At 69.8% G+C, this 18,096-nt stretch carries 18 protein-coding genes and 2 pseudogenes; 7 read left to right on the top strand and 13 right to left on the bottom strand.

What is annotated here, in order from left to right; genetic code table 11:
* Positions 1-4: 4 nt before the first annotated feature.
* Complete coding sequence (locus tag ACIQMR_RS12930; protein ID WP_401385458.1) at positions 5-451, bottom strand: cupin domain-containing protein; 447 nt, start codon at positions 449-451, stop codon at positions 5-7.
* Positions 452-919: 468 nt separating this feature from the next.
* Between ACIQMR_RS12930 and ACIQMR_RS12925 the strand changes: the two genes are divergently transcribed.
* The 4 genes from ACIQMR_RS12925 (at position 920) to ACIQMR_RS12910 (ending at position 4,603) form a co-directional block, all read left to right on the top strand.
* Complete coding sequence (locus tag ACIQMR_RS12925) at positions 920-1,393, top strand: carboxymuconolactone decarboxylase family protein (RefSeq protein ID WP_401385457.1); 474 nt, start codon at positions 920-922, stop codon at positions 1,391-1,393.
* 416 nt (positions 1,394-1,809) lie between these two features.
* Positions 1,810-2,706 carry an RNA polymerase sigma-70 factor gene (locus ACIQMR_RS12920; protein ID WP_401385746.1) on the top strand — a complete coding sequence of 299 codons (897 nt, stop codon included), beginning with the start codon at positions 1,810-1,812 and terminating at the stop codon, positions 2,704-2,706.
* A gap of 214 nt (positions 2,707-2,920) precedes the next feature.
* Entirely contained in the window at positions 2,921-3,355 is a 435-nt protein-coding gene (locus ACIQMR_RS12915) for an OsmC family protein (protein ID WP_401385456.1), read from the top strand.
* Between the two features lie 123 nt (positions 3,356-3,478).
* Complete coding sequence (locus tag ACIQMR_RS12910) at positions 3,479-4,603, top strand: ricin-type beta-trefoil lectin domain protein (RefSeq protein WP_401385455.1); 1,125 nt, start codon at positions 3,479-3,481, stop codon at positions 4,601-4,603.
* 270 nt (positions 4,604-4,873) lie between these two features.
* Here ACIQMR_RS12910 and ACIQMR_RS12905 read toward each other — a convergent pair.
* From ACIQMR_RS12905 to ACIQMR_RS12890, 4 genes and pseudogenes are all read right to left on the bottom strand, one after another.
* Positions 4,874-5,624 (bottom strand): annotated as a pseudogene (locus ACIQMR_RS12905) (transposase).
* Positions 5,625-5,691: 67 nt separating this feature from the next.
* Positions 5,692-6,261, bottom strand: a complete 570-nt coding sequence (locus ACIQMR_RS12900) for a GNAT family N-acetyltransferase (protein WP_401385454.1) — start codon at positions 6,259-6,261, stop codon at positions 5,692-5,694.
* A 150-nt stretch (positions 6,262-6,411) separates the two neighbouring features.
* The gene (locus ACIQMR_RS12895; RefSeq protein WP_401385453.1) at positions 6,412-6,708 is read right to left on the bottom strand and encodes an antibiotic biosynthesis monooxygenase family protein; all 297 of its coding nucleotides are present in this window, start codon (positions 6,706-6,708) and stop codon (positions 6,412-6,414) included.
* A gap of 61 nt (positions 6,709-6,769) precedes the next feature.
* The gene (locus ACIQMR_RS12890) at positions 6,770-7,387 is read right to left on the bottom strand and encodes an AAA family ATPase (protein WP_401385452.1); all 618 of its coding nucleotides are present in this window, start codon (positions 7,385-7,387) and stop codon (positions 6,770-6,772) included.
* 117 nt (positions 7,388-7,504) lie between these two features.
* Here ACIQMR_RS12890 and ACIQMR_RS12885 point away from each other — a divergent pair.
* Together ACIQMR_RS12885 and ACIQMR_RS12880 are read left to right on the top strand one after the other, a co-directional pair.
* Positions 7,505-7,621: pseudogene (locus ACIQMR_RS12885) on the top strand (SAM-dependent methyltransferase); the annotation flags it as partial.
* Positions 7,607-8,215, top strand: a complete 609-nt coding sequence (locus ACIQMR_RS12880; RefSeq protein ID WP_401385743.1) for a GNAT family N-acetyltransferase — start codon at positions 7,607-7,609, stop codon at positions 8,213-8,215. The pseudogene ACIQMR_RS12885 and the gene ACIQMR_RS12880, both read left to right, overlap by 15 nt.
* Before the next feature lie 138 nt (positions 8,216-8,353).
* Here the strand turns inward: ACIQMR_RS12880 and ACIQMR_RS12875 are convergent, their stop codons facing one another.
* From ACIQMR_RS12875 to ACIQMR_RS12845, 7 genes are all read right to left on the bottom strand, one after another.
* The gene (locus ACIQMR_RS12875; RefSeq protein WP_401385451.1) at positions 8,354-8,749 is read right to left on the bottom strand and encodes a DUF3592 domain-containing protein; all 396 of its coding nucleotides are present in this window, start codon (positions 8,747-8,749) and stop codon (positions 8,354-8,356) included.
* Positions 8,750-9,024: 275 nt separating this feature from the next.
* The gene (locus tag ACIQMR_RS12870) at positions 9,025-9,288 is read right to left on the bottom strand and encodes a hypothetical protein (protein ID WP_401385450.1); all 264 of its coding nucleotides are present in this window, start codon (positions 9,286-9,288) and stop codon (positions 9,025-9,027) included.
* A 100-nt stretch (positions 9,289-9,388) separates the two neighbouring features.
* Entirely contained in the window at positions 9,389-10,186 is a 798-nt protein-coding gene (locus tag ACIQMR_RS12865) for a nitrilase-related carbon-nitrogen hydrolase (RefSeq protein ID WP_401385449.1), read from the bottom strand.
* A gap of 134 nt (positions 10,187-10,320) precedes the next feature.
* Positions 10,321-11,790, bottom strand: a complete 1,470-nt coding sequence (locus ACIQMR_RS12860; RefSeq protein WP_401385448.1) for a multicopper oxidase family protein — start codon at positions 11,788-11,790, stop codon at positions 10,321-10,323.
* A gap of 279 nt (positions 11,791-12,069) precedes the next feature.
* Positions 12,070-13,419 (bottom strand): amidohydrolase, encoded by a 1,350-nt coding sequence (locus ACIQMR_RS12855; protein WP_401385447.1) that lies wholly within the window; start codon positions 13,417-13,419, stop codon positions 12,070-12,072.
* Between the two features lie 271 nt (positions 13,420-13,690).
* A complete protein-coding gene (locus ACIQMR_RS12850) occupies positions 13,691-14,980 on the bottom strand; it encodes an amidohydrolase family protein (protein ID WP_401385446.1) in 1,290 nt (429 codons plus the stop codon).
* A 170-nt stretch (positions 14,981-15,150) separates the two neighbouring features.
* Entirely contained in the window at positions 15,151-15,897 is a 747-nt protein-coding gene (locus tag ACIQMR_RS12845; protein ID WP_401385445.1) for a GntR family transcriptional regulator, read from the bottom strand.
* Positions 15,898-16,013: 116 nt separating this feature from the next.
* Here ACIQMR_RS12845 and ACIQMR_RS12840 point away from each other — a divergent pair, with 116 nt between their 5' ends.
* Positions 16,014-16,826: a YoaK family protein gene (locus tag ACIQMR_RS12840; protein WP_401385444.1), complete on the top strand. Its 813-nt coding sequence runs from the start codon at positions 16,014-16,016 to the stop codon at positions 16,824-16,826.
* 178 nt (positions 16,827-17,004) lie between these two features.
* Here ACIQMR_RS12840 and ACIQMR_RS12835 read toward each other — a convergent pair whose 3' ends face one another.
* Positions 17,005-17,982 carry a sugar kinase gene (locus tag ACIQMR_RS12835; protein ID WP_401385740.1) on the bottom strand — a complete coding sequence of 326 codons (978 nt, stop codon included), beginning with the start codon at positions 17,980-17,982 and terminating at the stop codon, positions 17,005-17,007.
* Positions 17,983-18,096 lie beyond the last annotated feature (114 nt).

The raw sequence follows: 18,096 nt of genomic DNA, 5'->3' as shown, positions 1-18,096 counted from the left end.
CCGTTCAGGAGGGGCGTGGAGCCCGCCTGTCCTTGCGTTGCTCCAACTCGTCCTCGTCGACGAGGACGAGCATGGGTTTGTCCGGCTCGCACATCATCGTGACGATGAACCGACTCGGCACGTCCGTACGGTTGTTGCCGTCCTGGTAGTGGATCACGTCGCCGCCGGGCTCCCAAAACGCCTCCCCGGCGCGGATCACCCGCTCGGGTTCGCCCTCCAGCTCGAACAGCATCTCGCCTTCCAGGACGTAGCCGAAGGCCGGTCCGAAGTGGCGGTGGGGAGGGGTGCCAGGGTCTCCGGGGGGAAACTCGACGAGGAGAGTCATGGCATGTGCTCCCTCCGGAAGGGAGGGCGGCTTGGCCTCCTGAATCACGGTGACCGCGGTCTTCCAGGCCTCGGATCGCTGACCCTGTCCTCCCGGGGAGTTTCCCGCCGGTTCGTTGTTCGGCATCACGTCACCTCCGGTCTCGGAGCCGATGCGCAGAGCCGATCAGCCAGCCGTGCCACAGATACCGGGATCAGCTTGTGTGGCCCGGAGCTGCCTCGTCGCGTAAATCAGGCACCGGTGATCGTCGTCCGCGCCCATACTCTCGACGGCACGGCCGGATATCTGGAAAGACTACGCCGTCTCCGCGCAGGCCACCTGTCGTTGCGTTCCCAGGACGCCGGGACACGGCTGTGACCTCAGGTGATGGATCACATCGGTCGCCGAACGGTGTGATCACGACCGACAGGGTCCGGGTCAGAGGGTCCGGGTCACGGGTCAGGGGGTCCGGGTCACGGGTCCGAGGTCGCCGTTCACACCGATCCGAGAAGGCGGGACAGTCGATGTGACCCAGGTCACATCGACCTCCTGTCACAGCTTGCCGGGCTGTCCCGTCAATAGTGCGTAACCGCAGTACGCCCTAGGAGGTTCATCATGGACGCCCGTCTCAACTACTTCGGTAACCCCGTTGCAGGCAAGATCCTGAAGCACATCAACTCGGCGAGCAAAGTGGTCTCGGACTCGACGCTGCCCGTTGCGACGCAGGAGCTGGTGAAGATCCGGGCCAGCCAGATCAATGGCTGCGGCTTCTGCACCGACATGCACACCAAGGACGCGGCCGCCGCCGGCGAGACCTCGCTGCGCCTCAACCTGGTCGCGGTCTGGCGTGAGGCCAAGGTCTTCACCGACGCCGAGCGTGCCGCGCTGGAGCTGGCGGAGCAGGGCACCCGCATCGCGGACGCCGCCGGTGGCGTCACGGACGAGGCCTGGGCGAACGCCACCAAGCACTACGACGAGGACCAGCTCGCCGCCCTGATCTCCCTCATCGCCGTCATCAACGCCTACAACCGCATCAACGTCATCAACCAGCAGCCCGCCGGTGACTACCAGCCCGGCCAGTTCGGATAACCGGAGACACCCACCCATCAGGGGTGGGACGTCCGTCTCCGCGCCCCCCGACCATCGGCGCGGAGACGGACAGAGGGACAGGCGGACTGACTGACGGTCAGGCATACCTGAACGAACCATCGTGGAACGTACGTTGCGTCGAGGGTGACTCCCTGTACGGCAGCAGGCCGTACAGGGAGTCACCCTGCGTTCCGTCCCCGCAGGCCGCGGGGTCATGTGTGGGAAGGTTCCACAACGATCGCGGGGCGAGTCCCCATCGCCCACCACCCGGCTCCAGCCTTCCGCGATCGACAACAGTGTGCCCGCGTGCCCCTGGGAATCGAAGGCAATCAGCCGCGTCGGGGATCCCGTGATCGTAGAAACTGTGCCGTTTCGCGGTTTGTAGCATGATGAACCCAGAGGCCGAAAGGGAAACCATGCACGCTGGGAACGGCACATCCTCGCTCGACCAGGCCGCGAGGGAGTTCACCGCAGCGCGCCCACAGCTTTTCGGCATCGCCTACCGAATGCTCGGTAGCGCGGTGGAAGCCGAGGACATCGTCCAGGAAGCCTGGCTACGATGGCAGAATGCCGACCGCACCGACATTCGTGAACCGGCAGCCTTCCTGACCACGATCACCACACGTCTGGCGATCAACTTCGCCCAGTCGGCCAGGGTGCGGCGTGAAGCGTACATCGGGCCCTGGCTCCCGGAACCGATCGATACGAGCACGGATCCGTACGTCGGCGCCGAGAAGAAGGAAGCGCTCGAACTCGCGGTGCTCTTTCTCCTCGAAAGGCTCAACCCGACGGAACGAGCCGCGTACATCCTGAGGGAAGCGTTCGACTACCCGTACAAGCAGGTCGCGACCATTCTGGAGACGAGCGAGGCCAACTGCCGCCAACTGGTGAGCCGTGCCCGGAAGCACCTGGCCGACGAGCACAGGGAGCCCGTCAGCCAAGCTGATCACCGGCGGCTGATGGAGGCATTCGTCTCGGCGGCGCAGACGGGGAATCTGTCACAGCTGGAAGAGCTTCTCGCCACCGATGTCGTCAGCTACGCCGACGGTGGAGGAGTGCGCGGGGCATCGAAGATCCCGGTCGTCGGACGTGCCCATGTTTCCAAGTACCTTGCCGCCTTCGCACCGCGCTTCTGGCCCGAAACCAGCATTCGATGGGTGGAGGCCAACAGCCAACCCGCTGTTCTCGTCCTGCATGGCGAGAACCCCGTGGCCCTTCTCTCCATCGAATCGTCGGACAAGGGTATCGACCGGCTCATGTGGGTGCTGAATCCGACCAAGCTGTCCCACTATGTGGCGTCCATGAACAACTGATCCCTTCAGCCGAGGGCAGGACGCTTTTGCCATAGAGTCCGTGCGGCACAACACGCTGTGACACCCGCCCGGAATGTGAATCCATGGCTCCGCCAGAAGCCCCCAGGAGTGCGCCGGGAAACGGGGCGGGTGTCACAGGGAAGCGACCTTCTCTGTCTTATCTGTAACAGGATGATCAGCGGGCCGTGAGCGGCCGCTTGAGAGAGGTCGGCCGATGAGCGCACGCCCCGTTTCAGTACGTGAAGGTCAACAGCTGGTCCGCACCATCGAGGTGGGTCCCCACCGGCTGACCGCGGACGCGTCGGAGCCCTTCGGCACGGACGCGGCTCCCACTCCCACGGAGATGGTGCTGGCGGCGCTCGGGTCGTGCACCTCCATGGCCGTCCGGGCGTATGCGGACCGGCACGGGTTCCAGCTGCGGAGTGTCGACGTGGAGGTGCGGGTCGATCCCCCCAACGGCCCGCGACAGCAGATCTTCAGGAGCATCCGACTGGTCGGTGACCTCGAACAAGAGCAGACAGAAAGGCTGTTGGCGGCCGCCGGCCGCTGCCCTGTGCACCGGCTCCTCACCGAGTCCGTCTCCGTAGTGACCCAGCCCACGGTCTTGGCAGCGCCCCTCCGGTCCGCCGACCCTGAACTGTCGGCGTGACTCGACGCCGGACCCGAAGAATCCATCTGCCCGGGTGGAAAGTCCATCCCGTACCGGTGTCGCAGGACCCCACGCTTCCGCTTAGGCAATGTCATGCACATCGCCATCAAGGAGGAAGCGCACATGCTCCGTGCCAGAACGCTCTGTGTGAGCGCCGTTCTCGCCGTCGCCGCCTGCCTGGGACTCGCCGCCCCCGCCTCGGCGAGCGGGGCGACCCCCGGCAGCTACACCAACTACGCCTTCCCGGCGGGGACCAGCACCCTGACCGACGTCACCTTCGCCACGACGGTCGAGGCCGACCCCGGCCGCGGCAATGTCTTCTGGGCACACCAGTTCGGCTTCAGCAGCGGAGTGGGCGGATACATCGGACAGCAGCGCTGGCGTACCGGCAGCGGCATGTTCCTGTTCTCGCTGTGGGACGCGACCGCGGCGCGGCCGGGCTCCGCCGGCACCTACTGCCAGACCTTCGACGAGACCGGCTCCGGCTACACCTGCCGCTACAACCAGGCGTTCACCGCGGGACACCGCTACACCTTCCGCGTCTCCCCCGGCACTCCGGACGGCTGGTACCAGGCCACCGTCACCGACACCACGGCCGGCACGTCCTTCGTCCTGGGGAGCCTCCAGGTCGGCGCCGGCGCGGGGATCAACGCCGGTGGAATGGTCGACTGGGTCGAGTACTTCGACTGGAACAACGACGCGGCGACCTGCCGGGACGAGCCGTACTCCAGGGCCCGCTACGACCTGCCCACCGGCACGAGCACCGGCGGCGGCACGGTCACGGCGGCTGTCAGCGGGACGTCGACGAGCAGCACCTGCAGCTCGTACGCGAAGGTGACCCAGGTCTCGGGCGGCAGCGTCCAGGAGGACGGGATCGGCAACTCCTCGTCGGGCTCGATCACCAGCACCGGTGGCAAGTGCGTCGACATCACCGGAGGCAGCAGCGCGGACGGCACCCCGCTGGAGCTGTGGACGTGCGGCGACGTCAATCACCAGAACTGGGTGCTCGCGGGCGACGGCACGGTGCGTGCGCTCTTCAAGTGCATGGCGGTGAGCGGCGGCGACGTCCAGCTCAGGAGCTGCGACGGCTCGGCCGCGCAGCAGTGGCAGCGCAGCGGCGGCGCGCTGGTCAATCCGCAGACGGGCCGGTGCCTGGACGCGGCGGACGGCGGCACCGCGGACGGTACGAGGCTGATCGTCTGGGACTGCCACGGCGGGGCGAACCAGCGCTGGAGCACGCCTGCCTGACCGGCGTCTGTCGGTGCCCTTGAGGAGGAGCGGATCAGCCACCGCCTCCGGTGGTTGATCCGGTCGCTTGCCGGGGTGTTTCGGAACTCGTGATCCGAACGCGGATCACTCGCTAGGAGCGTGTCTCTGTAACGGGCAAGTGGCTGGAGGCTTTGGTCGATGGGATCGGTCCTGGCCGCCTCGCCGCCGCTGGTGAGGCGCAGTCGGGGGCGTGGCCGTCGGGAGTTGGGCCCGTATCGGGCTGGTGACGGGCCCGGGAGGCCCGATTGGTCAGCTGGCCAGGGCGGCGAGTCCGGAGGTCCCGGCGCGTCGGAAGATCTTGCGGAGGTTGTGGCAGGCGGCCAGCAGGCGCCACTCTCCTCGGGCTCCGTCTTCGCCGCGCAGGAGGAGCTGGCGGCCGTTCTGGCAGGTCATGATCTGTCCGAAGACGGGTTCGACGATGGCCTTGCGGCGGCTGTAGGCGGCCTTGCCGGGCTTGGTCCGCAGCTTGCGGGCCATGCGTTCCTTGAGGGTGGCGTCCTTGGGAATGCGTCCGCGGGGTGCGGGCGGGACTTGGCCGTTGTGGGCGAGTCGGCCGGTGGCCATGAACGTGTCGGTGCCGCAGGCGAGTTGGCGCTCTCGCGCAGCCTCAAGGTTGGTCTCGGAGCAGTACCCGGCGTAGTTCGGTTCCTGGCCGGCGGCCAGGAACCGGAACGTGACGTCGTCCCAGGCGGCGCTCGATGGCCCGGGAGGAGCAGACGCCGGTGGTGTAACCGTAGATCAGCAGACGCACCATCAGCCGGGGATCGTAGGGCGGGTAGCCGCGCTTTTCGGTGTAGTCGGCCAGGATCGGCCCGAGGTCAAGCACCTCGTCGACCAGGTCGGCGACGAACCGGGCCAGGTGGTTCTCGGGCAGCCAGTCCTCCAGCGACGGCGGCAGCAGCAGGACCTGATCGGGGACGAAGGTCCGGAAGGTCTTCTTCACCGCCACCGTCGGCGCGGTCTCCGGCTTCACCACCGCCGCCGGATCCACCTCGAACAGGCCATCCCCACCAGATATACCAGGATGCTCCCATATGGAAGATCACGAACAGGAGGCGGCGTCGAGCTCAATCGCCTGATCGACTGCCAAGATCCGCGGACAGCGCCGCGTAGATGTACTCGCTGCCCCAGCGATCCCCGTCGAGGTCGTTCTCGACCAGGTGCGCCTCCCGGCGCATCCCGAGGCGCTCACAGACCCGCACAGACCCGGTGTTCTCCACATCCAGCCGTGCGTAAAGCCGGTGCACGCCCAGCATGTCGAAGGCAAACCCGGCCAGCGCCGCGGCCGCCTCGGTCGCGTAGCCGTGCCCCTGGTGACCTGGGTCGAGGGTCCAGCCGATCTCGGCCTGGGCGGCGCGGGCATCGGCCAGGGCGAGGCTCACCTCGCCAAGGACGCCGGGCTCATCGCGTCGGCAGACAGCGAGCGCCAGCTTGTCCCCGTCAGCGCGCCAGGCCGTCTGCGCCGCGCGCTCGGCGGCAACCTGCTCGCTGCGCTCACGCGTGTGCGCCGGCCGGTACAAGTAGCGCGCCACGCTCGGCAGGCTCTGGTAGGCGTACAGGTCGTCGGCGTCGCCGGGATTGAACAGACGCAGCGACAACCGGGCCGTGGTCAACGGCAGCAGCGAGGCGACGTCCATGCAGACCTCCGGGACGCGGATGTGGATCAAGTTGCGGACTGATTTTCGCATCACGACTGCCCGGCAGCCACGCCTTTCAAGAGCAGCGCTCAGCAGCCGCACTTCACCACGAGGCGCGGCATCCCAGGAGTTGTTTACTGGCCCACGCTCCTAGCCGAGAGGCGCAAGCGTGAAGTGCCGGACCTGAAGTGGTGCAACGAGGTACTCGTCCTCGCCGGGCAGGACCACGGGCTGGTCACGCCAGTGCTCGCCGGCGTAGCCGACCAAGTCCTCTTCGCTGCGCCAGCGACTGACGTACAGCAGCGAATCAGGCGGCGCGAGCAGTACCTCGTGGTCCACCAGCCCTGGGTAACGACTGGGAAACTCGCGTACCGCAGAGACGATCATGTCGCGGAACGCCTCGAACCGTTCAGGACGGATGCGTGCCTCACTCACCCTGATGATCACGGTCGTCAGGGTGTCACGTAAGCAGACGCCGCGCCATCCTCCTGCCGCATGCGCTGAGAGGTCAGTCGGAGGATCGCAGTGTCATCCGAAGCCGTTCGAGGGCGGTGGGACGCGGCCGGTCCGACAGGAAGTCACGGATGCGGAGGGCGCATTGCTCCGGGGAGAGGAGGCTGGTGTCCACGTCGGCGTCGTGCAGTGCGTGGGAGTGCACCTCGTCGTACTGCATGGCAGCGAGTCCCAGCTGTCGGTCGCCACGCTCGCGCTCACGGCGCTGCAGCTCGGGCAGCGGACAGCGGACCGCGATCAGGGCGGTGTCTTCGAGCACGAGCAGATCGAGGAGGTCCAGCAGCCGCCAGCGGCGGCTGAGTGGGTAGTCCACGATCACGTTGTTGCCACCTGCGGCCATCCCGGCGACCGCGCGGTGGAAGCCCTTGGATGTGCGGTCGATCTCGGCCTGGAGGTCCTCGTCGGCTATGGGTCGGTTGCAGCGCATGGCGTGGAAGGCGTCCACGGGCATGTGGAACCACGTGCCGTCGAGAAGGTCGAGGAGTGCCTGGGCGATGCTGGACTTGCCGGAGCTGGACGTGCCGTTGAGCAGGATGGTCGTTCCCCCGGCCACGGTGTCGGGGATGCGCGCGCGGGCCGGCTCGGCCGTGCCCGGAGCCAACTCGGCCACCATGTTGTCGTCCTTCCACCGGCTGGGCCCCTGAGAGTGTCGCGGTCGCGCGATCATGACACGGGAGCCCGCCGCCGTGAGTCCGAGGAGTGCTGCTCCGGCTGTCCGCATCGTATGAGGGTCCTTGTCGATCAGGACAGCTGGGACCGGTACGTCGCGGCGCAGTGGCTCAACATCCGCCGCTGGCTGGATGCCGACCCCGACGACGAGCTCGCCGAAGAGATGCGTGCGGAAATTGCGTTGTCGGGCGGACCTGGCTCCGTCAGGATCCTGAACATGGAACAGCCCGGGGAGATACTCCGCTCCGACAACGTGGAGCTGCGCCGTTGGCGTGTGCAGGATATCGAGATACTGCATCGGTTGATCACCGAGTCACGTGATCACTTGCTCCCCTGGATGCCCTTCGCGGCCACCCATGACCGGCAGCAGGGCAAGGAGTTTCTGACCCGGAGCGAGGAGGAGTGGGCTTCGGGGCAGGCGTACCACTACGCGATCACCTCGGGCGGTGTGGCGATCGGCAGCTGCAGTCTGATGCGCCGGATCGGACCCGGTGGGCTGGAGATCGGCTACTGGCTCCACCACTCCTGGACGGGGAAGGGATTGGCCACCACGGCCGTCGCTGCCGCTGTGAACGCGGGACGCCGGATGCCCGGCATCGATCGCATCGAGATCCATCACGACGCGGCCAATCACGCGAGCGGAGCCGTCGCCCGGCGCTTGGGTTTCCTCGAGATCGAGCGCGTGCGAGTGCCGGAAGGGCCTACGGCCCCGGGCGAGTCGGGCATCGACGTCATCTGGCGCCTGCAGACGCGCCCCTCGCCGTACGCCTGACCGCGCTGTCCCGCGTGGTGTTCAGCGAGGCAGCGTCCCGAGGATCGACTACGAGGCCAGCCCGCCCGTGAGGCGACGAGCCGGCAGCTCGGGGCGGCGTAGTACCCGGCCGTGACCGCGGTGACGGGGAGAACAAGCTCAGCCCGTGAGCAGGCACCCGGCCGCGACGCCGAGGAAGATCATGGCTCCGAAGAACAGGCCGACGATCTCATGCAGGCGGTACTTCCAGGTGAACACTCGTGCGCTTTTCGGCCTTTCAGGCAGGTAGGCGACCGGTACACGGGTTCCGCGGTCCAGCCCCGTCGCCGTCGTGGGAGGCCGGAACCTGACGGGCCGGCCCTGCCGGTCGGTGAACTCGATGACGGGCGTCGAAGAGTCGTCCCCGGGCTGATGCTCCTGGTCCACCACCACCCCCTCAGCGCGCAGCCCGTGGCGGCTCAGCCTCATCTGCAGCCGTGCCTCCCGCGCACTGGCCCACAGACCCACCAGGCCCACCAATACAGCCAGCCCGATACCGATCGTTTCACCCGTCATCCGTCCCCTGCTCTCCCTCGCACAGCGCCCGCCCGGCACGAGCCGCGCATCAGGAGGACGCGGCACGCAACCCGATGGTTCACGAAGGCGCGCGGGCACACCGGCTCCTCGGGCCTACGTGGTCGTGGCTCGGGCCACGAAGGGCCGATTGTCGACTCGGCCGTCCGGCACGCGGCCGCCGCCCCTGATGAGCCCTCGCTGAGTCGAGCCGGTCAACTGAGTCAGTGCAGTCGACCGACGAGGCACGGCAGGCTCGCCGACCCATCGGACATGCCCTACGTCTCCATGTCGCATTCCGCGCAGATGACGATGGCGCTGACAGGCGGCCACCAGGTCTCCGCCCGTTCGGTGGGCCGGTCGCCGGGCACCTGCGGTATGGCCGCGGTTGACAGGCCGCAGAGTGTGGCCGGGCCGGGCTGTTCCCCCGAGTCGTCCGTCTCCGCCGCGTGGACGGTCCCGATGTGTTCCTGCCCGGTCACGCCGGCAGGGCTGCGGCGGGGGTTGCGCACCACCTCGTAGACAGCCGCGTATCCGTTCACGACCGTGACCGTACAGCGGCGGCCCTCGGCCAGGCACGCGCCGCGAGAGCATCGGCGGGGCGCAGGGGCGTGGGCGGGAGCCGGCCCGCCCAGGGGCCGCTCAGCGCGTCCGTGGTGCCGCGACGGCCAGCACGCGGTCACGGAGCACCGGCAGGCGGGTGCGGAAGGCCGCGACATCCTTCATGTCGAACTCTCCCGTCACGATCCCCTCCCCGTCTCCCGTACCGGCGAGCACGTCGCCCCAGGGATTGACGATCATGCTGTGCCCGGCCTGGCGCACTCCGCAGTGCTCGCCCGTGGCCACGCACGCGAGGAGGAAGACCTGCTCCTCCACCGCCCTGGTGCGCGCGAAGAGCCGCAGGTGCTCCAGCCGCTCCGCCGGCCACGCCGCCGGCACGGCCACGATCTCCGCCCCCGCATCGATCAGGGACCGGAAGAGTTCCGGGAACCGCAGGTCGTAGCAGATGGCCAGGCCGAGCATTCCGAAGTCCGTCGCAACGGTGACGATCTCCTTTCCGGCCCCGAGGACGACCGCCTCCCCCGTGTCGAAGCCGTACCGGTGGATCTTCCGGTAGCGGCCGCGCAGCGCGCCGTCGCGGTCGAAGACGAGCGCGGTGTTGTAGAGGGTTCCGTCACTGTCGCGTTCGAGGATCGATCCGGCGTGGAGCCATACTCCAGCCGTGCGTGCCGCGGCGGACATGGCCTCGGCCGTCGGCCCGTCCACTCCTTCCGCGCCGTCTGCCCACGCGTCGTAGTCCCAGGCTCCGACCGTCCACATCTCCGGGAGCATCACCAGGTCGTCGCCCGCCCTTTCGAGGACGAGGGCGGCGGCCCGCCTTCTGCGCTCCTCCGCGGTCTCGGACGCCTCCACGGAAAGCTGAATGAGCGACGCACGCATGGCCTGGCCTCTCTCGGTGTCCTCGCTTGTTCGCCTACGGGACCATGGTTGTCCCGTCGGCGGGAAATCGGAATTCGGCGGAACGCGACAGGCGCCGTTCCCCGACCAGGGGCGGCCGCCGCTCTTGTCGGTTCCTACTTGTCGATCTGCAGTACCGACATCATGCCGAGATCCTCGTGATTGAGGATGTGGCAGTGGAGCACGGTCCTTCCGGGGTAGTCCAGGAAGCGGGACCTGATGACCATGGTGCCGCGCGGCGGGACGTCGACGGTGTCCTGAAGGCCGTAATTGGTCCGCGGCCTGCCGTTGATGCTCATCACCTGGAAATCGTTGGTGTGGACGTGGAACGAATGCACCTCGTCGGTGTTGTTCCTGATGGTCCATTCCTCGACCGTGTTCAGTTTGACCCGGAAGTCGACCCGGTTGTGGTCGAACTGCTTGCCGTTGATGAAGAACTGCGTACCGGCGGCGTTCTCCGTGTACGTGATCGTCTGGCGGCCCGCGACGGGTGCCGTGGCCAGGTCGTCGGTGGGCCCGAACGTCGTCGGCATGGGCTCGGCGGTCATCGGTTCGCCCGCGGACGCGACGGTCGCCAGGGTCGCCTGCGGGAACTGGTTCCCCGCCTTGCCGGTGTTGTACGGGAGCGTCTGCAGCTCCCGGGTGCCCGCGGGTCCGCCCTGGACGAGCACGTCGTAACGGGCGCCCGCGGGAATGACGATGGAGTCGGCCGAGTAGACCTTGTTCACCGGATATCCGTCCTGGGCCACCACGTGGAACTTCGTGCCCGGCAGGGCGACCTTGTAGAAGATGTTGGCGCCGATGTTGGCGAGCCGCCACAACTGGGTCTCACCGGGACGGATACGGATCCGGGGATTCAGCTGGCCGTTGACGGTCCGTGTGGTCGGCGCGCCGATCTTCAGGTTCTGGGTCTTGATCTGATCGCCGACGATCTGGAAGTCCTTCAACGCGACAACGTGCTCGGTGATGTTGCGCAGGGACGGCGGGAGATACTCGTCGAGCCCGTCGACCACGATGATGCCGGACATGCCTCCCGCGGTCTGCGCCGCCGAGAGCAGGTGCGGGTGGGGGTGATACCAGTACGTGCCCGGTTCGAGGCTCTTCGGGAACCGGTAGGAGTACTGGAAGGTCTTGCCCGGCTCGATCGCCAGGAAGACGTTGTCCGAGTTCCCGGCCGGCGAGACGTGCATCCCGTGCACATGGAGATTGGTCTGCTTGTCGAGCCTGTTGTCGAACGTGATCTCCATGCGGTCGCCGGGCTTGAGACGCAACGTGGGCGGCATGTACTGGCCGTTGTAGGTCAGAGCCCACAAGGGGCGGCCCGCCAGGTCGACCTTCTTCCGCTCGACCACGATGCGCGTCCGCAGCAGACCGTCCCTGCTCACCACCTGAGCCGGATCCCGCAGTTCCGCCGAGACGGGCCCGGTCACGGCGGGCGACGGAGAGACCGTGGCGAGGCCGGTCGGGGACGGCGACCGGTGGGCGTGCGTGCCGCCTCCCGGAGCCGGCACGCAGGCCGGCATCAGGACGAGGGCGGCCAGAAGGAATCCGGCGGCGGACCAACTCCACGTGACGCGCGAATGCATCTCGGCTCTCTCCATGACGACGTGTCACGCTGGACGGCGACGAGCATTTACGGAACGCCATCATGCCCCGGCTCGGCCTCGCTGAAATTCAACGACGCACAACGACCGGGCAGAAACTCCGTCCCATCCACGTCCTTTTCATGGGCTCATCGGAAAAGCGGCAGGGAAGCGGCGCTCTGCCCTTTCCCGGCGAGTTCGCGGCCGTCATGGATGGGCAGCAGACCGCGGCTCCCCGGAGCCGCGGTGTCCTGTCGCGGAGGGTCGTGGTCCGCCGGCGGGCTACTCCCGTCCGACCAGCTCGCCGTCCCGGGCGACGACCACGCCGCCGTGCACCACCAGTTCCCGCAGAGGTGTGTCCACGACCACCTGGGGCAGGCACTCGGCGCGTACGAGGACGAAGTCGGCCGGGGCCCCCGGTGCGAAGTCCGCGTGCGGCAGGGCCATCACGTCCGCGCCGCCGTGGGCGGCCACGCGGTAGCAGTCCGTCAGCTCCTCGTCGAGGCGGACGTCCGTGACCCACCCGAGGAGGTGGGCGCGGTGCAGCATGTCCGCGTTGCCGAACGGGCTCCACGAGTCGCGTACGCCGTCGGAGCCGAGCCCGACGTGCACACCGTGTTCGCGCAGCCGGGCGATCGGCAGGACCAGCGAGTCGGACGGCGCCACGGTGGTCAGGGAGATGCCGAGGTCGCCCAGTTCCGCTGCCACGGAGTCGAGTTCACGTCCGGTGAGGCCGGGGAGGCAGAAGACGTGGCTGACGGTGACCTTGCCGTTGAGGGACAGGGCCCGTGTGCGGTCGATGATGCCGCGCAGTGCCGTGAGGCCCTTCTCCCCCCGGTCGTGGAGGTGGATGTCGACCCCGACGCCGTGCCGGTCCGCGATGCCGAACACCAGGTCGAGCTGCTCGTCGAGCGCTTGGTCGAAGCCGATCGGGTCGATGCCTCCGATCATGTCGACGGCTCCCGTACGCGCCGCCTCTTCGAGCAGTTCCGCCGTACCGGGGGTGCGGACGACACCGTGCTGCGGGAACGCCACGATCTGGACGTCGAGCGCGTGGCGCAGGCGTTTCCGTGCGGTGGCCACGCCCTCGACGCCTGCCAGGTCGTAGGCCGGGGCGACGTCCGCATGGGCGCGCATCGCGCGGGTGCCGCGTGTCACGGCGTGCGCCATCAGGCCGTGGGCGCGTTCCGCGACGGAACGCCGCCGGCTGTGGAACAGCTCCACGTCCTGGGCGACGTAGTCGGCGATACCGCTCGCGGGCCGGCGCGTCACCCACGATCCGCCCCACGTCGTCTTGTCCGGGTGGATGTGCGCGTCCACGAGCGACGGCAGCGCGACCCGGCCCTGGCCGTCGACGACAACGGCGTCCTTCGGCGCCGGGCGGTCCGTGATCCTGCCTCCCTCGACCACGAGGTCCACAGGCGTCCGGGCGCCGAACGGGCGCACGTTGCGGAAGACGACCGTCCTGGCGGGACGTCCGCCGTGCCGGTCGCCGTCCCGGCCCGCGGTGGGAGCGGCCTGCGCGGGGGCGGCGACACCGGCCGCCGTGGCGGTGGTTCCGGCGAGGGCCGCGGCGCCGGCGAGGACGCTGCGGCGGGACAGGGCGCTGGAGGAACTCGGGGACGGGTGCATGGTGACTCCTTCGGCGGTCAGGACGGAGGACGGGATGACGAGGAGGACGTACGGGGGCGTCCTTGGAGGCTTCAGGGGGTGGTGGTTCTCAGGGCGCCGGGCGTTCGCAGGGCCACGTGTCCTGGGGTGGCGCATGCGATGGCTGGCCTTCATGGGGTGCCGGGGCCTTCAGTGGCGGGCCTTCATGAAGTGCCGGGCCCCCACGAGCAGGGCGTACGGGTGGCGGCCGCAGCCGTCGCGGTCGCGGTCGCGGTCGCGGTCGCGGTCGCGGTCAGAGGGCGATACCCGCGCGGACGACCCGGATCGGGCGCTTGAGCACGGTCACGTCCGCCAGCGGATCGCCGTCCACGACGATCACGTCGCCCGCGTAGCCTCGCGCGAGACGGCCGACCGTGCGCTCCAGGCCGAGCAGCCGTGCCGCGCCGGTCGTGGCCGTACGGATCGCGTCGAGCGCCGGCAGCCCGGCGGCGCGCATGAGTTCCACCTCACGGCCGATGGGCCGGATCCTCCCGCCGGACGAATCGGTGCCGGCGGCGATCGGCACGCCCAGCTCATGGGCGGCGAGTACCGCCCGCTCGAGGACGGGCAGGTAGGTGCGGCCGCGCTCGGCCAGCACCGGGTCCGGCGACTCGGCCAGGGCCGCGATCGCGGTGAGTGTCGGGGTGAAGTACGTGGCCCTGCGGCGCATTTCGTACAGCGTGCGCTCGCCGACGAACGCCCCGTGCTCCAGGGAGCGGATGCCCGCCGTCACGGCGTCATGGCAGCCCTTCTCGCTGTAGCTGTGGCACAGGACGCCCTTGCCACCCCGGCGGGCGGCGGCGACGATCTCGGACAGCTGCTCGTGCGAGTACACCTGGGCCAACGGGTCCTGCTCGGGAAGTCCCGCGCGCTCGTTGACCCGCGTCTTGATGACGTCGGCCCCGCGCGCGAGGTTCACCGCCACGACCCGGCGCAGCGCCTCGGCGGAGCGCACGCCGTCGTCGAGGCGGGCGAGTGGGGTGAGGTCCGGGTCGGCCAGCACGGTGTCGCCGAGGTCGGGGGTGACGAAGACGCCTGCGGCCTTGACGCGGGGCGCGAGAGCCGGGGAGTGACGGGCCAGTTCCCGTACGGCGATGTCCTGGTAGAAGTTCGTCGACCCGCTGCGGGCGCTGGTCGCGCCTTGGCGGACCGCGTCACGGGCCTCGGCGGCGGTGCTGAGGTGAATGTGGGCGTCGACGAGGCCGGGCAGGAGCCATCGGCCGTGAGCGTCGAGGACCGTCACGCCCTGGGGCGTGGCGACCCTTCCGCGCGCGCCCACCGCGCCGACCACCCCGCCCTTGATGACGACGACGGCGTCCTCGATGACCTCGCCGGTCGCGGGATCGAGGACCGTACCGCCCTCGACGACCAGGTTTCCGCCGCGCGGCCAGCGGTCCTCGCCCCGGCCGCCTGCCGGCCCGCCTCGCGGGTCCGCCGAGGCGGGGGTGACGGCCGCCACCGTGCCGGCGAGCGCGGCCGCACCGGCGAGTATCCCGCGGCGGGTGAGCTTGCTGGAGGGCGGCGGTGTGGCTGCGACGCACATGGACGCTCCTGGCGGTCGGGGACGACGACCCTCCACTTTGTATACCAAGCATCCGGCAGCGAGCAAGGAGTCGAGGGATGCGACGGTAGGAGCTGCGCGGATTCCCTCCAGTTGGTCGCCGAGGGGATTGCCGAGAGGGTCGCCCGACTCTAGTTGGTATACAAAGAGGCTCAGTCCTTGTTCCCGAAGAGGGAACGCAGAGCCACCGACCTGCTGTCGCGCACATGCAGCAGCGTGCTCGCCGCCGCGGCCTCCCCATCGCCCGCCGCGATGTGCCGGAACATCTCCGTGTGCTGGGCCCGCATCTGCGCGGGCTCCTCCCGCAGACCGAACAGCAGCTGAAGCTGCCAGCTCAGCTGCTCCATGGTGCGGGCGAGGAGCGGATTGCCCGTCATCGCCACGACACCCTCGTGGAACGCCGTGTGGGCCGCCACCTCGCGGGTCCCTTCGTCCTCCGCAGCCGCGTGCTCCGCACGGCGAAGGGTGGATTCCAGGTTCGCGACGCCCTCCGGATCGCCGGACGCAGCCCGCGCCGCGAGCCGCGAGGCCTGGACGGCCAGCGGTTCCCACACCTCGTAGAGATGCTCCACGTCGATCCGCTCCAGGCGGCGCACCCGCACGCCGCTGTGCGGCAGCAGCTCCAGCAGCCCCTCGGCGACCAGCGCGCGCAGCGCCTCGCGCACCGGCACGCGGGACATGCCGAGCTCTTCGGCGACCTCGCGTTCCACGAGGCGCGAACCCTGGGGGTAGCGCCGGTCGACGATGCGCTGTCGTACCGCGTCCCGCGCCAGCGCGCTGAGCGAGGCCGACGCAGCCCCCGAGCCCGACGCCGACCCCGACGCGCGCGAGGTGCTGTCCGCGTCCCTTGAACCCGCCCTGCCGCCGTCCGCTGAGCCCGTCCTGCCGCCGTCCGCCATGTGCACCTGTCCTTCGTTTGCCGTACCGGGCGAGGATAGGCATCCCGGCCTCGGCCATGGGAACGCCCCACGGTCTTACAGTGCTGTCCTGGCGGCGTGAAGGGACAAGGAGCCGGATGCACCCGTGGAGCGGCCGGGCGAGGGCGGGCCGGCCGGACGTGAGCCTGCCGCAGCGGCTCGTCCTGCGGCTCCTCCTGGTGCTGACCGCGGCGGCCGGATGCCTCGACGCGGTGTGCGTCATCCGGCTCGGAGGCGCGTTCGCCAGCGTCGTCACGGGCAACCTGGTGCAGTTGGGCCGAGGCATCGCGACCCCCGACGGTCAGCTCCTGGTGAGCGCGGCGGTCGCCGTCGGAGGCTACGCCGTGGGCGTGGCGGCGGGCAGCGCCGGGCAGGCCCGACGCAGCGCCGGCTGGGATCGGCGAACCAGTCTGCTCGTGGCGGCGGAACTGGCGCTCCTGGCCTGCGTGGCCGGTGGATGGCCGGCCACCGGCGGCGACCCGGGCCCGTACACCGCCGCGTTGCTTCTCGCCGCTGCCGCGGCGGCGATGGGGATGCAGAGTGCGATCACCATCGGCTCCGGTGTGCGTGGTGCGTCGACCACGTACCTGACCGGTACGTTGACCACCGTCGTCCGCAGTCTGACGACGGGCAGGCCGCCCCGCCTCGCCGGGGTCGCCGACGGCGCGGCGCGCTTGGGCGCCCTGTTGGTCGGAGCCACGGCCGGGGCCCTGCTGCTGCGCTTCGCGCCGCTGTGGGCGCCGGTGCTTCCCGCGGTGCTGGTCGGGGCGGTCGTCGTGATCGCCACGGCATGTCCTGGCGGGCGGGTGGAGGAGCCCCGACGGAGGCGGCGGAGGACGTTCCTCCTCCGGTCGCACGGAGGTGGGCCGACGGCGCCACCATCGCGCCCGCCGGGGAAGCGGTCCGGGTGACCGCCCGTCGTCGTCGCGCCGACGACGGCCTGCGGTCCGCTGCTCGTACGGGACTGCGCCCGGCACCTGTGTCATGTCGGTGGAGCCGCACCGCGGAACAGCCCGCACGATGACCGCAGTTGCCCGTGGGCCGGGGTGGGCCGGGGTGCTGCCCCTCGGGTACGGGCAGCCCGGGAGGTCAGTCGATCCTGGCGGCGCGCCAGGTCTCGTCGTCGGCGGCGAGCAGCCTCGTGAGCACCGCGGGGGCCGGAAGGGGTCCGTGGTCCGCGGCGACCCGGAGGGCGGAGGCGGCCGTCAGATGACCGAGACGCAGGGCCTGTTCCGCGGACAGGTCGCGCAGCAGGCCGCTGAGGAATCCGGCGGCGAAGGCGTCGCCGGCACCGACCGGTTCGGCGACGCGGGCGGTGAGGGCGGGCACGGTGTGGGTGTCCGTGCCGACGAAGGCAGTGGCCTCCCTGGCGCCGTCCTTGACGACGAGGATCCCGGGACCGGGGAGGAGTTCGCGGACCGCGAGGGCGTCGGTCACCGCCTCTCCCCACAGGGTCTGGGCCTCATCCAGGCCGACGAGGACGACGTCGGCCCGGTCGGCGAGCGACCGCAGGACGTCGGCGGCGCGGCGACCGGTCCACAGGCCGGGGCGGTGGTTGACGTCGAAGCTGACGGGACAGGGGCGGTCGGGCCGCAGCGCCCGCTCGACGAGGGCGTGGCAACCGGGCGACAGGGCCGGGGTGATGCCGCTGAGGTGGAGGAGTGCGGCGCCCGCGAGGGCCGGGTCGTCGAGCAGGTCGGGGGTGAGGGCGGAGGCCGCGGAGCCGCGGCGGTGGTAGTGGACGCGGGTGCCGTGCTCGCCCGGGTCCTTGAGGAGCAGTCCGGTGGGCCGTTCGGGGTCAGTACGGACGCCGCTGACGTCGACTCCGCCCGCGGCGACCCGGTCGCGGACGCGACGGCCGAAGGGGTCGTCGCCGACCGCGGAGACCCATCGGGCGGGAATGCCGTGGTCGGCGAGGTAGAGGGCGACGTTGGACTCGGCGCCCGCGATGTCCGCGCGGAGCAGGTCGGCGTCCTCCAGCGGTCCGAGGGGTTCGGGGACGAGGGCGGCCATGGTCTCGCCGACGCAGACCACGGGGCCGGGGCGCAGTGGCAAGAGAGCGCTCATGGCGGGCTCCTCAACGCTGTCGGCACTGTCGGCGCTGTCGACGGCCTGGACCGGGTGCACGGTGTCGGTGGCGTGCGCGCTGTCGTAGGCGTGCGCCATGGCCTCGGTGTCCCC

It is taken from the genome of Streptomyces sp. NPDC091376, assembly GCF_044757085.1.
Classification (GTDB): Bacteria; Actinomycetota; Actinomycetes; order Streptomycetales; family Streptomycetaceae; genus Streptomyces; species Streptomyces pratisoli.
Note: the sequence above shows the minus strand (reverse complement) of the source record. Positions and strands in the feature narration are given on the sequence as shown.

Coding starts and splice junctions, on each gene's coding strand:
- ACIQMR_RS12920 (WP_401385746.1), top strand. CDS start 1,810: ATGCACGCTGGGAACGGCACATCCTCGCTCGACCAGGCCGCGAGGGAG.
- ACIQMR_RS12860 (WP_401385448.1), bottom strand. CDS start 11,790: ATGCATTCGCGCGTCACGTGGAGTTGGTCCGCCGCCGGATTCCTTCTG.
- ACIQMR_RS12835 (WP_401385740.1), bottom strand. CDS start 17,982: ATGAGCGCTCTCTTGCCACTGCGCCCCGGCCCCGTGGTCTGCGTCGGC.
- ACIQMR_RS12845 (WP_401385445.1), bottom strand. CDS start 15,897: ATGGCGGACGGCGGCAGGACGGGCTCAGCGGACGGCGGCAGGGCGGGT.
- ACIQMR_RS12875 (WP_401385451.1), bottom strand. CDS start 8,749: ATGACGGGTGAAACGATCGGTATCGGGCTGGCTGTATTGGTGGGCCTG.
- ACIQMR_RS12865 (WP_401385449.1), bottom strand. CDS start 10,186: ATGCGTGCGTCGCTCATTCAGCTTTCCGTGGAGGCGTCCGAGACCGCG.
- ACIQMR_RS12925 (WP_401385457.1), top strand. CDS start 920: ATGGACGCCCGTCTCAACTACTTCGGTAACCCCGTTGCAGGCAAGATC.
- ACIQMR_RS12900 (WP_401385454.1), bottom strand. CDS start 6,261: ATGGACGTCGCCTCGCTGCTGCCGTTGACCACGGCCCGGTTGTCGCTG.
- ACIQMR_RS12840 (WP_401385444.1), top strand. CDS start 16,014: ATGCACCCGTGGAGCGGCCGGGCGAGGGCGGGCCGGCCGGACGTGAGC.
- ACIQMR_RS12850 (WP_401385446.1), bottom strand. CDS start 14,980: ATGTGCGTCGCAGCCACACCGCCGCCCTCCAGCAAGCTCACCCGCCGC.
- ACIQMR_RS12880 (WP_401385743.1), top strand. CDS start 7,607: ATGCGTGCGGAAATTGCGTTGTCGGGCGGACCTGGCTCCGTCAGGATC.
- ACIQMR_RS12855 (WP_401385447.1), bottom strand. CDS start 13,419: ATGCACCCGTCCCCGAGTTCCTCCAGCGCCCTGTCCCGCCGCAGCGTC.
- ACIQMR_RS12890 (WP_401385452.1), bottom strand. CDS start 7,387: ATGGTGGCCGAGTTGGCTCCGGGCACGGCCGAGCCGGCCCGCGCGCGC.
- ACIQMR_RS12930 (WP_401385458.1), bottom strand. CDS start 451: ATGCCGAACAACGAACCGGCGGGAAACTCCCCGGGAGGACAGGGTCAG.
- ACIQMR_RS12910 (WP_401385455.1), top strand. CDS start 3,479: ATGCTCCGTGCCAGAACGCTCTGTGTGAGCGCCGTTCTCGCCGTCGCC.
- ACIQMR_RS12915 (WP_401385456.1), top strand. CDS start 2,921: ATGAGCGCACGCCCCGTTTCAGTACGTGAAGGTCAACAGCTGGTCCGC.